This is a genomic window from Kutzneria sp. CA-103260 (assembly GCF_018263855.1).
In the GTDB taxonomy this organism is placed as follows: Bacteria; Actinomycetota; Actinomycetes; order Mycobacteriales; family Pseudonocardiaceae; genus Kutzneria.
Genome location: NZ_CP073318.1, coordinates 4174128 through 4188285, shown reverse-complemented (window position 1 = coordinate 4188285; position 14158 = coordinate 4174128). Strand labels below are relative to the sequence as shown.

General features: G+C 70.6%; 14 protein-coding genes. 5 read left to right on the top strand and 9 right to left on the bottom strand.

Features of this window, described 5'->3' with window-relative positions:
- Positions 1-105 precede the first annotated feature (105 nt).
- The 3 genes from JJ691_RS17830 to JJ691_RS17820 form a co-directional block, all read right to left on the bottom strand.
- Complete coding sequence (locus JJ691_RS17830) at positions 106-939, bottom strand: chitosanase (protein ID WP_249228003.1); 834 nt, start codon at positions 937-939, stop codon at positions 106-108.
- Between the two features lie 110 nt (positions 940-1049).
- Positions 1050-1328 (bottom strand): DUF6247 family protein, encoded by a 279-nt coding sequence (locus JJ691_RS17825; protein WP_211769875.1) that lies wholly within the window; start codon positions 1326-1328, stop codon positions 1050-1052.
- Positions 1325-1981 (bottom strand): alpha/beta hydrolase, encoded by a 657-nt coding sequence (locus tag JJ691_RS17820; RefSeq protein WP_211769874.1) that lies wholly within the window; start codon positions 1979-1981, stop codon positions 1325-1327. Before JJ691_RS17820 ends, JJ691_RS17825 begins: the two co-directional genes overlap by 4 nt.
- Before the next feature lie 224 nt (positions 1982-2205).
- Between JJ691_RS17820 and JJ691_RS17815 the strand changes: the two genes are divergently transcribed.
- On the top strand, positions 2206-2733 hold the full coding sequence (locus JJ691_RS17815) for a hypothetical protein (RefSeq protein ID WP_211769873.1): 528 nt from the start codon (positions 2206-2208) through the stop codon (positions 2731-2733).
- Between the two features lie 16 nt (positions 2734-2749).
- Here JJ691_RS17815 and JJ691_RS17810 read toward each other — a convergent pair whose 3' ends face one another.
- The 3 genes from JJ691_RS17810 to JJ691_RS17800 all read right to left on the bottom strand — a co-directional run bounded on the left by JJ691_RS17810 (position 2750) and on the right by JJ691_RS17800 (position 6398).
- Positions 2750-3172, bottom strand: coding sequence for a hypothetical protein (locus JJ691_RS17810; RefSeq protein ID WP_211769872.1), 423 nt, complete (start codon positions 3170-3172; stop codon positions 2750-2752).
- 95 nt (positions 3173-3267) lie between these two features.
- Positions 3268-5187: a thioesterase domain-containing protein gene (locus tag JJ691_RS17805; protein ID WP_211769871.1), complete on the bottom strand. Its 1920-nt coding sequence runs from the start codon at positions 5185-5187 to the stop codon at positions 3268-3270.
- The gene (locus JJ691_RS17800; RefSeq protein ID WP_211769870.1) at positions 5172-6398 is read right to left on the bottom strand and encodes an NAD(P)-binding domain-containing protein; all 1227 of its coding nucleotides are present in this window, start codon (positions 6396-6398) and stop codon (positions 5172-5174) included. Before JJ691_RS17800 ends, JJ691_RS17805 begins: the two co-directional genes overlap by 16 nt.
- A gap of 253 nt (positions 6399-6651) precedes the next feature.
- Here JJ691_RS17800 and JJ691_RS17795 point away from each other — a divergent pair, with 253 nt between their 5' ends.
- A complete protein-coding gene (locus JJ691_RS17795) occupies positions 6652-8562 on the top strand; it encodes a cytochrome P450 (protein ID WP_211769869.1) in 1911 nt (636 codons plus the stop codon).
- Here JJ691_RS17795 and JJ691_RS17790 read toward each other — a convergent pair.
- Positions 8540-9862 (bottom strand): MFS transporter, encoded by a 1323-nt coding sequence (locus JJ691_RS17790; RefSeq protein ID WP_211769868.1) that lies wholly within the window; start codon positions 9860-9862, stop codon positions 8540-8542. The two genes, JJ691_RS17795 and JJ691_RS17790, sit on opposite strands and share 23 nt — an antisense overlap.
- Positions 9863-9962: 100 nt before the next feature.
- Here JJ691_RS17790 and JJ691_RS17785 point away from each other — a divergent pair, with 100 nt between their 5' ends.
- Positions 9963-10337 (top strand): hypothetical protein, encoded by a 375-nt coding sequence (locus tag JJ691_RS17785; protein ID WP_211769867.1) that lies wholly within the window; start codon positions 9963-9965, stop codon positions 10335-10337.
- Here JJ691_RS17785 and JJ691_RS17780 read toward each other — a convergent pair.
- The gene (locus JJ691_RS17780) at positions 10324-11322 is read right to left on the bottom strand and encodes a DUF4331 family protein (RefSeq protein WP_211769866.1); all 999 of its coding nucleotides are present in this window, start codon (positions 11320-11322) and stop codon (positions 10324-10326) included. The genes JJ691_RS17785 and JJ691_RS17780 overlap by 14 nt on opposite strands.
- Before the next feature lie 99 nt (positions 11323-11421).
- Between JJ691_RS17780 and JJ691_RS17775 the strand changes: the two genes are divergently transcribed.
- Together JJ691_RS17775 and JJ691_RS17770 are read left to right on the top strand one after the other, a co-directional pair.
- A complete protein-coding gene (locus JJ691_RS17775; RefSeq protein ID WP_211769865.1) occupies positions 11422-12318 on the top strand; it encodes a LysR family transcriptional regulator in 897 nt (298 codons plus the stop codon).
- A 99-nt stretch (positions 12319-12417) separates the two neighbouring features.
- The gene (locus JJ691_RS17770) at positions 12418-13371 is read left to right on the top strand and encodes a GNAT family N-acetyltransferase (RefSeq protein ID WP_211769864.1); all 954 of its coding nucleotides are present in this window, start codon (positions 12418-12420) and stop codon (positions 13369-13371) included.
- Here JJ691_RS17770 and JJ691_RS17765 read toward each other — a convergent pair.
- Positions 13325-14149, bottom strand: coding sequence for a hypothetical protein (locus JJ691_RS17765; RefSeq protein ID WP_211769863.1), 825 nt, complete (start codon positions 14147-14149; stop codon positions 13325-13327). The genes JJ691_RS17770 and JJ691_RS17765 overlap by 47 nt on opposite strands.
- Positions 14150-14158 lie beyond the last annotated feature (9 nt).

The following is a 14158-nucleotide window of genomic DNA, read 5'->3' as shown; positions in this document are numbered from 1 at the left end:
GACACTGGGGGTCAAGTAAGCCACTCATGTGCCGTTTTTGCCGTACATGAGTGGCTCAGATGGCCTTTTGGGGTCAAGTGAGCCACTCATGTGGGCGGGGTCGGATCAGCCGATCGAGTAAGGGTCGCCGTAGACCTTCCAGCGCAGCGGCGGGTTCAGCGCCAGGTTGCCGGCGTTGAGGAAGACTCGCTGCTCGGTGTCGACGCGGGAGGTGTCGCTGTGCGCCTCCTCGGTCTTCATGGCGGCCTTGCGCGCGTCGAGGAAGGCGTTGAGATAGGTGGTCTCGTCGCCGCCCTGGGCCGGCGTCTTGGCCTTCTTCAGCGCGGTCTTGCGGATGCCGCCGAAGGAGGTGCCGTCGTCGCCGGGGCCGTGCATGACGATGGCGTCGTAGTAGATGAACTGGCCCAGCGCGCCCAGGCCGTCGGACTTGCCCTGGTTGACCGCCGGGTTGAAGTACACCCGGTCCCGCTCGTTGTTCTGGGCCGTCTGGAACGCCGAGTCCTTGGCCGCGGTCTTCCAGTCGTTCACGAAGGCCGAGCCCAGCCCGGCGTGCGAGTCGGAGCCGTTGACCTTCTTCAGCGCCGGCAGGTACTTGGCCAGCACGTTGTCGGGCTCGCTGTCGGTGTAGGCCTGCACCAGCTCCAGCATGTCGCCGGTGCCGGAGCAGAAGCCGATGATGCCGGCGGTGTAGCCGCGGCCGTCGCCGATGTCCTCGATGTAGCTGTACTGGGCCTTCCAGTCCAGTGAGGAGTTCTCCGCGCTGGAGACCAGCTCCATCGCGATTTCCTTCTTGGCCGGGTCGTTCAGGTCGCCCTGGGCCTGCACGCGCAGGACCGAGGGAGCCGGTGCGGCCATGGCCGCGGCCCCGGCCGTGGTGGTGCACAGGGCGAGAACGGCGCAGGCGGACAGGGCCGCGCGCACGACATGTTTGGTTGTCACCGAAGCTTCTCCAGTGGGCAGGGTTTTGGAGGATCTTCTTCGGCGGCGGAACCCCCATGTTCGTGAAGAGTCCTTACGATGTCAAGGGTTGGGCCTTACCAAGTCATGGGTTACCGCTGGCGCTGCTCGTCCCGGGCCTGGAGCTCGGCGGCCTCGGCCAGCACGCGGTGCGAGATGCCGGGCTCCTTCTGCTCGGCCGCCGCGACCCCGCGCCACTTGGCCAGCAGCACCCGGGTGCTGGCCAGGTCGCCTGAGCGCTGAGCCTCCCGGCGAACCACGTCGTGCTCGTTCTCGAACTCCGCCCGCAGCAGCGGCGGCAGCGCGCGGCCCAGGGCGGCCAGCTCCGCCGCCAGTTCGTCGGCGTCCATGTCCAGAGTGGACCGGGTCATTCCTGTGTGCTCCCTGCGATGATCTTCGCCAGTTCGGCCGGGCGGCCGAGCCACGGGCTGTGGTCCGCGTCCAGGCGGGCGGCCGCGGCGCCGATGCCCTTGGCCATCTCTTCCTGGAGGAGGGGCGGCATCGCCGCGTCACGCTCGCAAATCACGTAGGTCGCCGGCACCCGGCCGTAGGCCGCCTCGCCCAGCGGCTCCCGGAACGACCGCATCGACTGCGGCGTGAGCTGGGGCGCCGGGTCGGGGTCCGACGCGTTGAAGAAGACCTTCCGTGGGTCGTCCGGTGTCACCGTCCGCTGGTCCTCGGCGATCACCCACCACTCCGGCGGTGTTCCGCCCACCGCGCTCAGCAGCGATTCCCCCGCCGGAATCGCGAACGCGCAGACGTACACCGCGTGCCGGACGTCGCTTCGGGTCGCGGCCACGCTCGTCATCGGGATGCCGCCGTAGGAGTGCCCGACCAGGACGAACGGCCCGTCCAGCTGGTCCAGCCGGGCGTGCACGGCCGCGATGTCGTCCTGGAGGCCGCCCAGCTGTGGGCCCGAGCTGGTCAGCGTCACCGCGGTCGAGGAGATGCCGACGGCGGCCAGCTGCTCGCGGACCCCGTCCCAACACCACGGCCCGTGCCACGCGCCGTGCACCAGAACCACCGTCGGAAGCTTGGAAGCCATCCTCGTGCCCGCCCGTTTCTGCAGTCCCAGCCCTGTTCCGGTGACGGTACCGGTGCCGGAAAACCCGCACCACGCGGCGTGTTCGCAGGGGGCAACGGATCTCGCCCCGATGGACACGCCGGTCGCGGTGCGGCCAAACGGCGCATAGCGGCCCCGATGCCAGGTACTCGATCGGCGACACGCGAATTCGCGGAGGTGAGGGCATGACATCCCCGGCATTGGTGTGGCACGGCCCGGAGGACGGGCTCACGGTGCTGGTGCTCGACCTCGGCGGCTTGGCCGACCACGGCGCGCTGCCGGCGACGTGGCGGCCGCTGGCCGAGCACCTGCGGATCGGCTGGAACCGCTACGCCGGCCTGGACGGCATCGACGCGATGCTGACCGGGCTGGGGCCGGTGCACCTGGTGTCGAGCGGCCGGGCGACCGAGGCAGTGCTGCGCCTCGCCATAAGGCACGCCGACCAGGTGCGCTCGGTGGTCGTGGTCGATCCGACGCCCACGGCCGAGGCCGTCCGCCGCGACCTGGCCGACGAAGGCGTGCTGCTGCGGACCTTCGTCAGTGATGAGACGGTGCGCGTGGACCCGGCGCCGCTGGGCCACCCGGACGTGGTGGGCCGGATCGTGGAGACGCTGCTGGCCGTGGAGCCGGAGCACGGCGAGATCGCCGACGACTGGCAGCGGGTCCGCGAGCAGGTCGCCGACGCGATGCGGCGGTCCCGCGGCGCGGTGTGATCACCCGACCGACTCGTCACAGTTCCCGTTCGTGCTCGTCGGAATAGCGCAGCAGGTCCTCGTGGGTCTGGCCGTCCGGGTGGAAGAACTCGTCCCGGTGGCGTCGGCCGCTCTCGCTCTCGCCCAGCAGCCGGGACACCGTCAGGGCGGCCGACAGCGGCCGGTGGTTGATCACGATCTCGTCCACCAGTCCGCGTTCGTTGAGGTGGAAGGTGCCGAGCCCGGTTACCGGACGGCCTTCCACCACCGCCGTGTACTCGTTGATCCGCCGGTCGCCGAACTCGCCGCTGTAGACGACCTGGTAGTCCCGGTAGAACGAGGCCACGGTGCGGACCTGCGCGGCGACCGCCTCGGCCCCGCGCAGGCTGCCGTTCATCGCCGGGGCGGCCAGCACCACGTCGGGGTCGAGCACCTTCAGGAACCACGGGTCCTCGGACATGGCCACTCCTGTAATGGTCTATTAGTTAATGACCATGTCGAGGTTAGGTGGCCGGCACGGCCCGGTCAACCAGGTCGTGCCGGCCGCGAGGCGGGTCACATGGCGGGCCGCTTGGTGAGGGTGCGGATCCGGCGCCACACCGGATGCCGCCGCCGGGCGGCCTCCTGCCGGCCCCGCTCGGCCAGGCGCGGGGCCCGGACGGGGAGGTCGACGCAGTCGGCGTAGGCGGTGGCGCCGTGCTCGGCCGGGAACAGGGCGATGACCTCGCCGACCGGGCGGGGAGTGTCGAACAGCAGGTGGCAGGTCGGGGTGACACGGGCGTTGAGCTCGATGAACCAGGCGGTGCCGTCCTCGGCGGTCACGAAGTCGAGGCCGCAGAAGCCGCTGAGCCCGAAGTGCCGAACGACCTTCCGGGCGGCCTCGGCCATGCCGGGATGGTCGACGACCCGCACCACGGCCGACGGCCCCCGCAGCTCCTCGGCCAGCACGACTTCCAGGCACACCAACGAAAGCACCTCGCCGTCGAGGCAGGCGACGGTGGCGATGGCATCGGTGCCGGCCTGGAACTGCTGCACGTTGACGGTCGGCCGCCGGCGCAGCAGCAGCGAGCCGAACGACTGGAGCTCACGGTTCACCAGCGCCCGTTTCACGGCCACGTGCAGCGGCGGGGGAGTGGAGAGGGAACGCCAGATTCGGGACAGGGAACCGGAATCACTGACCGCGGCGACTCCCCGGCCGCCGGAGCTGCCGTCGGTCTTGAGCACGAACGGAAGCGCCCACTGCATCAGCGCCTCGATGCTGCCGACGGCGGCGGTGAACGGCGCGGTGACCCCGGCCTCGCGGGCGCCCTCGGCGACCGCGGTGCGGGAGGTCATCCGCGTCCACTCGCCCAGTGACCGGGCCAGCACCAGATCGTCGGTGCGGGAATGCAGGCGCCGCAACAGAACCAGCGACCGCTCGTCGTCACACAGCACAAGATCCGGCTTGGCCGCGTCGATGGCGTGCTGGATCGATCGCAGCGGCCGCGACTTGTGTAGCGGGTACTGACCGTCCAGTCCGTCCACAACCTCGAGCGGATGCCCGGCCGGCTGGCAGGCCGACACCGTGAAGCCAGCCTCGACCATCGCGTCGGCCAGCCGCGCCGCCGAGAACCACCGCATGGTCGAGACGATCAGCACCCGCTCGAAACCCGGCGCGGGGCGAACTCCCGGGCCCTGGTTGATGTCCCGGCCGATGCCGTCGGCGACCGCGGCCGCTGCCTCGGGATCGCCGACGATGGTCAGGTGATCGCCGACGATGCGCCGCACCGACAAGTCGCGGGCCAGCCCCTGCCAGCATTCGGCGGTGTCGCAACCGAAATGCCGGTTGTCGGTCGCGGCCAACACCGTCACGGCGCCGTCGTGATAGGTGGGCCGGTAGCGCGGCATCGCGGCGTACGCACGACGGCCGGCGTCGGTTTCCCCAGTGGACACGGCGGTCGCCTCGCCACCGGAGGACCGCCGGACCAGCCGGCGCACCAGCCGCCGGCCGCGCAGCCCGAACTCGGCGACGGCTTGCCGCGGCGGCAGGTGGGAGATCCGGGACAGCTGGTTGAGGCCGCGCCGGCGCATCGCCACCAGCCACAGCCGGCGGTTCCAGTACCGCTCGTCGAAGATCGCCTCGATCAGGAACAGTCGCCCGGATTCCTTGCGCCGCTGGGCCATCTCCCAGGCGATCAGGCCGCCGAACGAGTAGCCGCCGAGATGGTACGGCTCGTCGCCCAACACCTCGGCCAGCGCGGCGACCATCAGCTCGGCCATCCGCTCCACCGTCTCGACGGCCACGCCCCGGTCGTCGACCAGCATCGGCGCGGCCACGTAGACGGCCTGTGGCCCGGTGTAGCCGGCGATCACCCCGGCCAGCTCGTCGGGATCGCCCTCAAGACCCGGCACGAGCACCAGCGCGCCCGCGGATCCCTCGCGCACGAGGTCGATCCGCACCCCGTTGGCCTTGTAGACGATCAACGGACCAGCCACCGTCTCCGCCGCGGCCGGGCCTGGGCCACCGAGACCGGCGCCCCGGCCCGCCGGGCCAGTCGGTAGGCGATGCGCGGGGCCACGTACTCCGCGCCGACCATGAACCGCATCAGCGGACCGAAGGTGTCCACCGCGGCCGGGCCGACGAAGTACAGGCCGGACACGGAACTCTCGAACCACCGCGACACCATCGGCATCCGCGAGTGGGTGCGCACCGCGCGGCGCAGGTCGTCGCTGAGGAACTTCAGCCGGGCCAGGTCCGGGTAGTAACCGGTCGCCGTCACCACGTGATCGGTCGTCACCGTCTGCCCGCCGCTGAGCGACAGCTCTACCTTGCCGTCAACTTCGCGGGCCGCGGTGATGGCCCGGCCGAGGTGCGTGCGGACGCCGGCGTCGAAGCGCTCCTTCATGTGGTGCGGGGACTTCGGGCCCAGGTGGGTGCGGATCAGCCGCAGCCGGAGCTCGCCGGGAAGGAAGCGGAACAGCGACGGCATGGCCTCGCACAGCCAGTTCCGCAGTCCCGGGCCGACGCCCGAGGACGGGCTGCGCAGCTTCTCCCAGAGACCTCGCGGGCCGGGGTCGCCGCCGAACTTCACCTCATTGGCCCGGGCCACCAGCGACACCGTGGCCCCGGCCTCGGCCAGCAGCACCGCCGTGTCCACGGCCGACGAGCCCGCGCCGATCACCGTGACGTCCCGGCCGGCGAACACGCTCGGGTCGTGCACGTCGTAGGTGTGGCTGATCCGCTCGGCCGGCAGACCGCGCAACTCCCTTGGGGTGCGGGCGAAGTGGGTGATGCCCACCGCGCACACGACCCGGTCGGCCCACACGTCTTGACCGTCCGTCAACGTGAGCCGGAAGCCGCTGCCCTCCCGGGCCAGCCCGGACACCAGGACCTCCTCCAGATCCGGCACGAACCGGCGCTGGAAGTCGGCCGCGTAGTCGCCGAACACCTGCAGCGGCACCGGGATGTCGGTGTCGTGGTAGGGGATCCCGTTCTCCCGGCAGTACTCGGCCAGCGTGCCGACCGCCTTCGGTCCGTACACGTTGGACGCGAACCCGTCGGACTTGAGCAGCATCCCGGCGGGCATGTGATCACGCCACGTGTCCAGCGGGATACCGAAAACGCGTGTGTTCACACCGTAGTCACGCAGGTACGCGGCGATCGACAGCCCGTACGGACCGGCCCCGATGACGGCAACGGATGTCACGCGACCTCCACTGTGGATGAGATTTGCGCGTGTAGTCGTCGCCGTTGATGCTTGCGTTACCACCACTTTGCCCGGGCGTCGAGACGACTTCCGGCCAGAGTCGTAAGTCCCTGGCGCCGGGTGGCCGCCCCGTCACTTTCGGCCACCGGCGCTCGCCCCTTGGGGCAGCTTCTTGTAGGAAGGGACGGTGTTCGATCCAGCCTTCGTGCGCGATCCTTACCCGACCTATGCTCGGCTCCGCCGAACAGCGCCGGTGAGTGCGGCCATGACGCCCAACGGCATGCGGGTGTGGCTGGTGACCAGGTACGCCGACGTCCGGGCCGGGCTGGCCGATCCCCGGCTGAGCAAGGATGTCGTGGCGGCGGGGCAGATCCTCGGCGACGGCGGCGACGAGGGAAAGGCTTTGCTGGCGCTGCCGCCGTCGATCGCGGTGAACCTGCTCAGCATGGACGCGCCCCAGCACACCCGGCTGCGCAAGATCGCCAACGCCGCGTTCACTCCCGCCCGGGCGCGGGAGCTGCGGCCCCGGATCGCCGAGATCGTCGACTCGCTGCTGTCGGGACTGGCCGGTCGGGAGCGGGTCGACCTTGTCACGGAGATCGCCCGCCCGCTGCCGATCCTGCTCATGTGCGAGTTGCTCGGCCTGCCGGCCGCCGACGCCGACCGGCTGCGCGGCTGGACCGAGACGCTGGTGTCGATGTCGACCCGCTCGGTCGAGGAGTACGGCGCGGCCGGGCACGCGCTGCACGACTACCTGACGGACGTGATCGCCGAGCCGTCCAGCGATCTGGTCCGGGACCTGGTGACCGCGGACCTGACCGAGCTGGAGCTGGTGTCCCTGCTGGCGGTGATGGTCATCGGCGGCTTCGAGACCACTGCCAACCTGATCGGCACGGCCATGCTGGCCCTGTTCGCCCACCCGGACCAACTGGCCCAGCTGCGGGATGATCCCTCGCTGCTGCCCGGCGCCGTCGAGGAGCTGATCCGCTTCGACGGGCCGGTGCACATGGGGACCTTCCGCTACACCAAGGAATCCGTGACGTTCGGCGACACGGTGATTCCAGCCGGCGAAGTCGTGATGTTGTCCCTGCTGTCAGCCAACCGCGACGAGGAGCAGTTCGCCGACGCCGACCGGCTCGACCTGACCCGGGCGCCCGCCGGGCACGTCGGCTTCGGCCACGGCGCCCATTACTGTCTCGGCGCCGCTCTGGCCCGCGTCGAGTGCGAGGCCATGCTCGGCGGCCTGCTGGACCGGTTCCCGGAGATCTCCCTGGCCGAGCCGGCCGCCAGCATCCCCTGGCAGTTCACGTTGCTGACCCGCGGCGTCGAGAGCCTGCCGGTGCGGCTGTCGCCCGCGCCTCGGCCGGCCGCGGTCTCGGACTTCTACGACGTCTACACGCACCTGCTGCTGCGTTCCTGGGACGTCAACTTCCATTACGGCTACTGGCTTTCCGCCGACGACAACAGCTCGGTGGCCGTCGCCGCCGAACGGCTCACCGACGTGCTGATCGACCTGTTGGAGCTGCGGCCCGGCGAGCGGATGCTGGACGTCGGCTGCGGCATCGGCGAGCCGGCGATCAGGCTGGCCAGCCGGGTCGACGCCGCCATCACCGGCGTGTCGATCAACCGTGGACAGGTGCTGACGGCCGCCGCACGCGCCGCCGCGGCCGGCGTCGTGGTCCGCTTCGAAGAGGCCGACGCACTGGAATTGCCTTATGCGGACGGCTCTTTCGACGCCGCGTGGGCGTTCGAGTCGCTACTGCACATGGACCGGGACCGGGCGCTGCGGGAGATCCACCGCGTGCTGCGCCCCGGCGGCCGCGTGGTGATCGCCGACCTCCTCCAGCGCGCGCCGTTGACCGCCGAACACCGGGCCGCCTACGACGACGCGCTGACGAAGTTCGCCCTGAGCCAGCTGCCGACCGTCGACGACTACCGGGCCCTGGTCGCCGACGCCGGCCTCGTGCTGGACCAGGTGATCGACATCAGCGAGCACACCCGGCCCACCATGCGGCACCTCGCCGACAACGTCCGGGCGCACCGCGCCGAGCTGGAGGCTCGACACGGCGACGCCGCCCGGCAGTTGATCGACGTGCTGCTGCACCCGGTCGCAGACCTGCCCGAGTACGGCTATCTCCTGGTCACTGCTTACCGGCCGCGATGAGCTCGCCCGGGATCTCCCGGCCCCGCAGCGAGGCCCCGTTGGTCTCGGGCACGAAGCGCAGCGCGATGGCCCCGACCACGCAGGCGGCCATCAGGTAGTAGGCCGGGAAGATGTCGTCGCCGGTGACCCCGATCAGGGCCTGGTTCACCGCCGGGGCGGTGCCGCCGAACAGCGACGTGGAGATATTGTAGGCGATGGCGAAGCCGGCGTAGCGCACGTGCGCGGGGAACATCGCCGGGAACATGGCGGAGATGGTGCTCAGCTGGGGCAGGTAGAGCAGGCCCAGCACGGCGAAGGCCAGCACCGCCGGCCAGAAGCCGGTGGCCATCAGCTTGTAGAGCGGAATGGTGAGCACGAACAAGCCGATGATCGAGGCCCACCACAGCGGTTTGCGGCCGACCCGGTCGGACAGCCGGCCGGAGAACGGCAGCAGCACCATCATCACCAGCTGGCCGATGATCACCAGGATCAGCGACTGCTGCGAGGTCAGGCCGATCTTCGATTCCAGATAGGTCGGCATGTACGCCAGCAGCGTGTAGTTGGCGACGTTGAGCGTGACCACCAGGCCCATCAGCAGCAGCACCGGCCGCCAGTAGCCGAGCAGATCGCGGAACTGCGTGCCGGTCTCCTGGTCGACCTCGCCGTTGCGGGCCAGTTCGCGGAAGACCGGCGTGTCGTCGAGCTTGCTGCGCAGGTAGACACCGACCAGGCCGAGCGGGGCGGCGACCAGGAACGGCAGCCGCCAGGCCCAGTCGTTCATCGCGGCCTCGCCGAGGAAGGTCTCCGACAGCAGCACGATCACCGCGCCGACGGTGAAGCCGGACAGCGTGCCGAACTCCAGGAAACTGCCGTACACGCCGCGTTTGCGGTCCGGCGCGTACTCGGCCATGAAGGTCGCCGCTCCACCGTACTCCCCGCCGGTGGAGAAGCCCTGGATCATGCGCAGCACCACCAGGCCGATCGGCGCCGCGATGCCCCATGACGAGTAGCCGGGCAGCAGTCCCAGCAGGAACGTCGAGCCAGCCATCAAGATGATGGTCATGGCCAGCACGCGCTGCCGGCCGACACGGTCGCCGAGCGGGCCCCAGACCAGGCCGCCCAGCGGGCGGATCAGGAAGGACACCGCGAACACCAGCAAGCTGCCCAAAGTGGACGCCGTTGGGTTGCTGCTGGGGAAGAAGGTCTTGCCGATGTAGACGGCGGTGTAGGCGTAGACGCCGTAGTCGAACCATTCGGTGGCGTTGCCGATCGCCGAAGCGGCGACCGCGCGGCGCAATGTGCTGGCGGATGTGTCGGCCATCGTGCTCCTCGGAGGTTAGACGTCCAAGAGGGGCTACCCGAGGTTCGTGAGCGGAAACATGTCTTGTTTACGTGTCCAGTGGACTGTTATTCTGTTCACCATGGCCGGACCGTTTCTCTTCGTCGCCACCAACAAGGTCCGCGACGGCAGGCTCGCCGACGAGCGCCGCCGCGCGCCCGAGTGGGCGAGGCTCATTCAGGAGCGCGAGCCCCGCCTGATCGGCTTCCACGAGTACGTCAGCGCCGACGGCTCCGAGGTGGAGTTCGTGCAGATCCACCCCGACGCCGCCTCCTTCGAGCACCACATGCGCCTGCTGGCCGACCAGCCCTACGGCGGAAACCTCGATGGCGTCACGAGCATCCGCATCTACGGCCAGCCCACGCCGGCGATCCTGGAGATGCTCGAACGGGCCGCCGGCCCGGACGTGTCCGTGACCGTCCTGTCCGAACACCTCGGCGGCTTCACCCGCGCGTAGGGACGTACGGCCAGGTGTCGGAAGGCTTGGCGGTGACCGATTCCCGGCCGATGCCCAGCGAGACCGGCGAGTTGCTGGCGAAGGAGAACATCACGTCGGGGGCGTTGTCGGTCATCGAGCGGCCGTTCCAGCCGGCGAAACCGAAGACGGCGGGCGTGCCGATGGTGTACGGCAGCACGTTGGGCAGCAGCCGCGACACGACGGTTTCCGCGTAGGCGCGAGGATCCCGGGCGGTGCCGTTGGCCGCGACCACGCCGGCGACCATGTCCACCAGGGACTTGCCGTACGTGTTCGGGTCGTCGGCGGGCCGGCCGTCGTTGAGCCGGTTCCCGAGGTCCTCGTTGAACTGGGTGAACAGCGGGTGCATCATCGGGAGGCCGGCGCGGTTGATCCGGCGCCACCCGCCGGCGTCGGTGGCCAGCGTGGTCAGGCCCCAGAACCCGATGCGGCGGTCAGGCGCCACCGCCAGCAGGGCGGCGTCGGGGATCTCCAGCACGATGGAGTGGACGGTGTGGCCGGCGAACAGGTTGGCGGCGGCGGCCGGTTCCCACCCGGACAGGTCGATCTTGGTGCCGTCCTGGAAGGCGTGGCCGACCGCGTGCAGGACGTCCGGCTCGATCCAGAACGGGTCGCCGGCCTCGCCGGTCCACAAGCGAGTCCCGTCTTCCGCGTCCACCGTGGCCCCGACGGGTCCCTCGGCCAGCAGGATGCCGGGCGCGTGCGGGTCCGGGTCGGTGACGCGCCGCAGCTGGAGGCGGTCGGTGAACGTGACCCGGTAGGTGAGGTCCTCGACGGCGTCGCCGTCACCGTCGATCTTGAACTCGTACATCGCCTCCGGGTGGAAGCCCCGGACGTCCTGACCGGCCAGCGAATGGCTGACGTTCATCACGAACACCGTGCCCCGCTCGCCGCGGAACAGGTAGACGTCGGTGATGTCCAGCCGGGCGTCCTGGCGGGCGATCGGCGAGTCCAGGTGGTGCGACATGGGGCGCTCCTCGTACGTGTCGGGCAACACCGTCGATCCTGGGCGGACCGGTCCGTGCCCGGTACCCGGCAATCCGGCAAGCGGCCATAAACTCCGGTTATGACCCCGGACCTGGAGAGCCTGCGGCTGCTGACGATGGTCGCCGAGCTGGGCAGCCTCGGCCAGGCCGCCGAGCGGCTGGGCGTGAGCCAGCCCGCCGCGAGCAAGCGGCTGGCCCTGCTGGAGCGGCGGCTCGGACTGTCCCTTGTGGACCGTGGCCGCCGCGGCTCCGCGCTGACTGTTGAGGGCAAGGCCGTCTGCCAGTGGGCCGGCCGGGTGCTGGCCGAGGTGGACGCCCTGATGGTCGGTGTCGCCGCGCTGCGGGCCGACCACGCGCAGGACCTGACCCTGGCCTCCAGCATGACGTTGGCCGAGCACTTCGTGCCCGGCTGGATCGGCGCGCTGCGACGCCGGTCGCCCGATGTCTACGTCAGCCTCAAGGTCACCAACTCCGAGCAGGTGGCCGCGCTGGCCACCGAAGGCCGCATCGGCCTGGGCTTCATCGAGGCCCCGACCGTGCCGCGCGGCCTGAGTTCACGCCAGGTCGGCGCCGACCGCCTCGCCGTGGTCGTCGCGCCAGGGCATCCCTGGGCCCGCCGCCGACGCCCCGTCGACCTGGACGAGTTGGCCCGCACCCGTCTCATCGTCCGCGAACCCGGCTCCGGCACGCGCGAGACCCTCGACCGCCTGCTGGCCGGCGCGGGGGCCAGGCCGCTGATGGTGCTCGACGCCAATGTCGCCATGCGCAGCGCGGTGATCGCAGGCGTCGGCCCCGCCGTGCTCAGCGCCGTCACCGTCCGGGACGACCTGGCCGAACGCCGCATGGTCGAGGTCCCGGTCGCCGGAGTCGACCTGACCCGGCGGCTCCGCGCGGTCTGGCCCAGGGGCCGCCGCCTGGTCGGCGCGGCCGAGGAGTTGCTCAGGATCGCCGTGCAGACCGGTCGATCGCCTGGCTGAGGCAGCCCTCGGCGACCTCGTCCGGGCCAACGTCGCTGTCCACCGACCTGTGGCCAAATGGTTCGACGGCGTCACAAGGTCCTGGCACAGTGACACAGCATGGATGACTCCGCTCTCGTGAGCGCGTCGGACGTGCGGCTGATGCAGGGCCTGGCCCAACGGGTCACGGCCGTGCGCCCCGACCTGGTCAACAGCGACGCCTCGGTCGGCGAGCTGGCGTGGATCTGGGGCAAGGGGCACGCCAGCACCGGCCCGAGCTGGCGGCGTCGGCTGTGGTTCGCCGGCGACGACCTCGTCGCGTGGGGCTGGGTCACGCTGCCCAGGCACCTCCCCTCGGGCAAGCACATCGCGCACGCCTCGCTGGCGTACCAGGTCCATCCCGATCACGCGAAGCTGGTGGACGAGGTGATCACCTGGTACGACGGCGAGACGGCCGTCGACCGCACCGTGATCGCCCAAGCCGCCGACGATTTCGGCCTGGAACGCTGGGGCGCGCACGGCTACGTGACCGACCCGGCCTCGCTCGGCGACTGGACGCAGCTCAACGTGCGGGAGCTCGACGACATCGAGAAACCCGTGCTGTCTGCGGGATTCCGGTTCCGCACCGCCGACGAAGCCGGGCCTCACGCGGCGGTCCAGGCCCATGTGGACGCTTGGTCCTCGACCACCTACAACGCCGCGTCCTACGACGGTGTCCGGCAGACTTGGCCGTATCGCGGCGATCTGCACGTGCTGGTGGAGGCACCGGACGGCACCATGGCCGCCTCGGCGATCATATGGCTCGACGAGGTCAACAAGACCGCCGAGTTCGAGCCGGTCGGCACCCATCCCGACTACCGGCGGCGTGGCCTGGGCCGAGCGCTGCTGCTGCACGGCATGGGGCTGGCCCGGGAGGCCGGGGCCGGCCAGATGACCGTCGCCTGCCTTGGCGCGCCGGAACATCCCAGCGCCCGTGCGCTGTACTACGGCGTCGGGTTTCGGAAGTTCTCGCAGGACATAGCGCTGATCAAGCCTGGAGCAGCACAACCCCCGACACATACCGGCCGCCCTTGACATCGCCGTCGGTGACCAGCCGCGGCTGCGCCAACGGAGTGCCGTCCTCCACAGTGGACAGCAGCAGCGGCCGACCGCCGACCCGCTCCTCGGCGATGGTCACCGCCGCGCCGTAGCCGTCGCTGCCCACCGCCACCACCGCGGTGTCGGCCGTCGGCAACACCCCGGCCGCCAGCAGCACCAGGCTCAGCTCCGGGCCCGACTCCGTGTGGGTCTGGCTTCCCGTGCCCGACTGGAAGGCCACCGTGACGGTGCGCCGCGGCAACCTCGCCAACAACGCCGCCGACACCGTGACCGTCCGATGTGGACCCGTCACCCGAACCGACCCTGGTGCTGTGCTTACGGCCGCCGCGTCCGACACCGCCACCTGCACGCTCGTCACGTCGTCAAGATCCCGGGACCGCCCCCGATCACCCGGCACCACCAGCTGCCGATGGTCGGTCAGCACCGCCGGATGGTTGCCGAAGTCCGGAGCCAGTTCCCCCAAGGCGAACCTCACCGCCCGGTGGTGGCTTGCCGTCACCGTCAGAACGACCCTCAGCTGCGTGTTGTGCCCCGCCGGCACCTTCGGCGCCGACCGCTCCACCAGCGCCTCCAGGTCCACCCCGGTCACGCCGCCCTCCGTCACCTGCGGCAACGACGCCAGCTGCGCCCCCGTATACGCCGCCGGCGCTGCTACCTGGCCGCTCACGGTCACCGTGTGCACCGTGGCACCCGCCGCCGGGCTGGCCAATGCCACCAGCATCGCCGCCGCGATCAACGCCGTCCGTACGCGCATTGGCCCACG

Bases quoted from the DNA above. Each gene is read 5' to 3' on its own strand.
- JJ691_RS17825 (WP_211769875.1), bottom strand. From the start codon at position 1,328: ATGACCCGGTCCACTCTGGACATGGACGCCGACGAACTGGCGGCGGAG.
- JJ691_RS17815 (WP_211769873.1), top strand. From the start codon at position 2,206: ATGACATCCCCGGCATTGGTGTGGCACGGCCCGGAGGACGGGCTCACG.
- JJ691_RS17810 (WP_211769872.1), bottom strand. From the start codon at position 3,172: ATGTCCGAGGACCCGTGGTTCCTGAAGGTGCTCGACCCCGACGTGGTG.
- JJ691_RS17790 (WP_211769868.1), bottom strand. From the start codon at position 9,862: ATGGCCGACACATCCGCCAGCACATTGCGCCGCGCGGTCGCCGCTTCG.
- JJ691_RS17785 (WP_211769867.1), top strand. From the start codon at position 9,963: ATGGCCGGACCGTTTCTCTTCGTCGCCACCAACAAGGTCCGCGACGGC.
- JJ691_RS17780 (WP_211769866.1), bottom strand. From the start codon at position 11,322: ATGTCGCACCACCTGGACTCGCCGATCGCCCGCCAGGACGCCCGGCTG.
- JJ691_RS17775 (WP_211769865.1), top strand. From the start codon at position 11,422: ATGACCCCGGACCTGGAGAGCCTGCGGCTGCTGACGATGGTCGCCGAG.
- JJ691_RS17770 (WP_211769864.1), top strand. From the start codon at position 12,418: ATGGATGACTCCGCTCTCGTGAGCGCGTCGGACGTGCGGCTGATGCAG.
- JJ691_RS17765 (WP_211769863.1), bottom strand. From the start codon at position 14,149: ATGCGCGTACGGACGGCGTTGATCGCGGCGGCGATGCTGGTGGCATTG.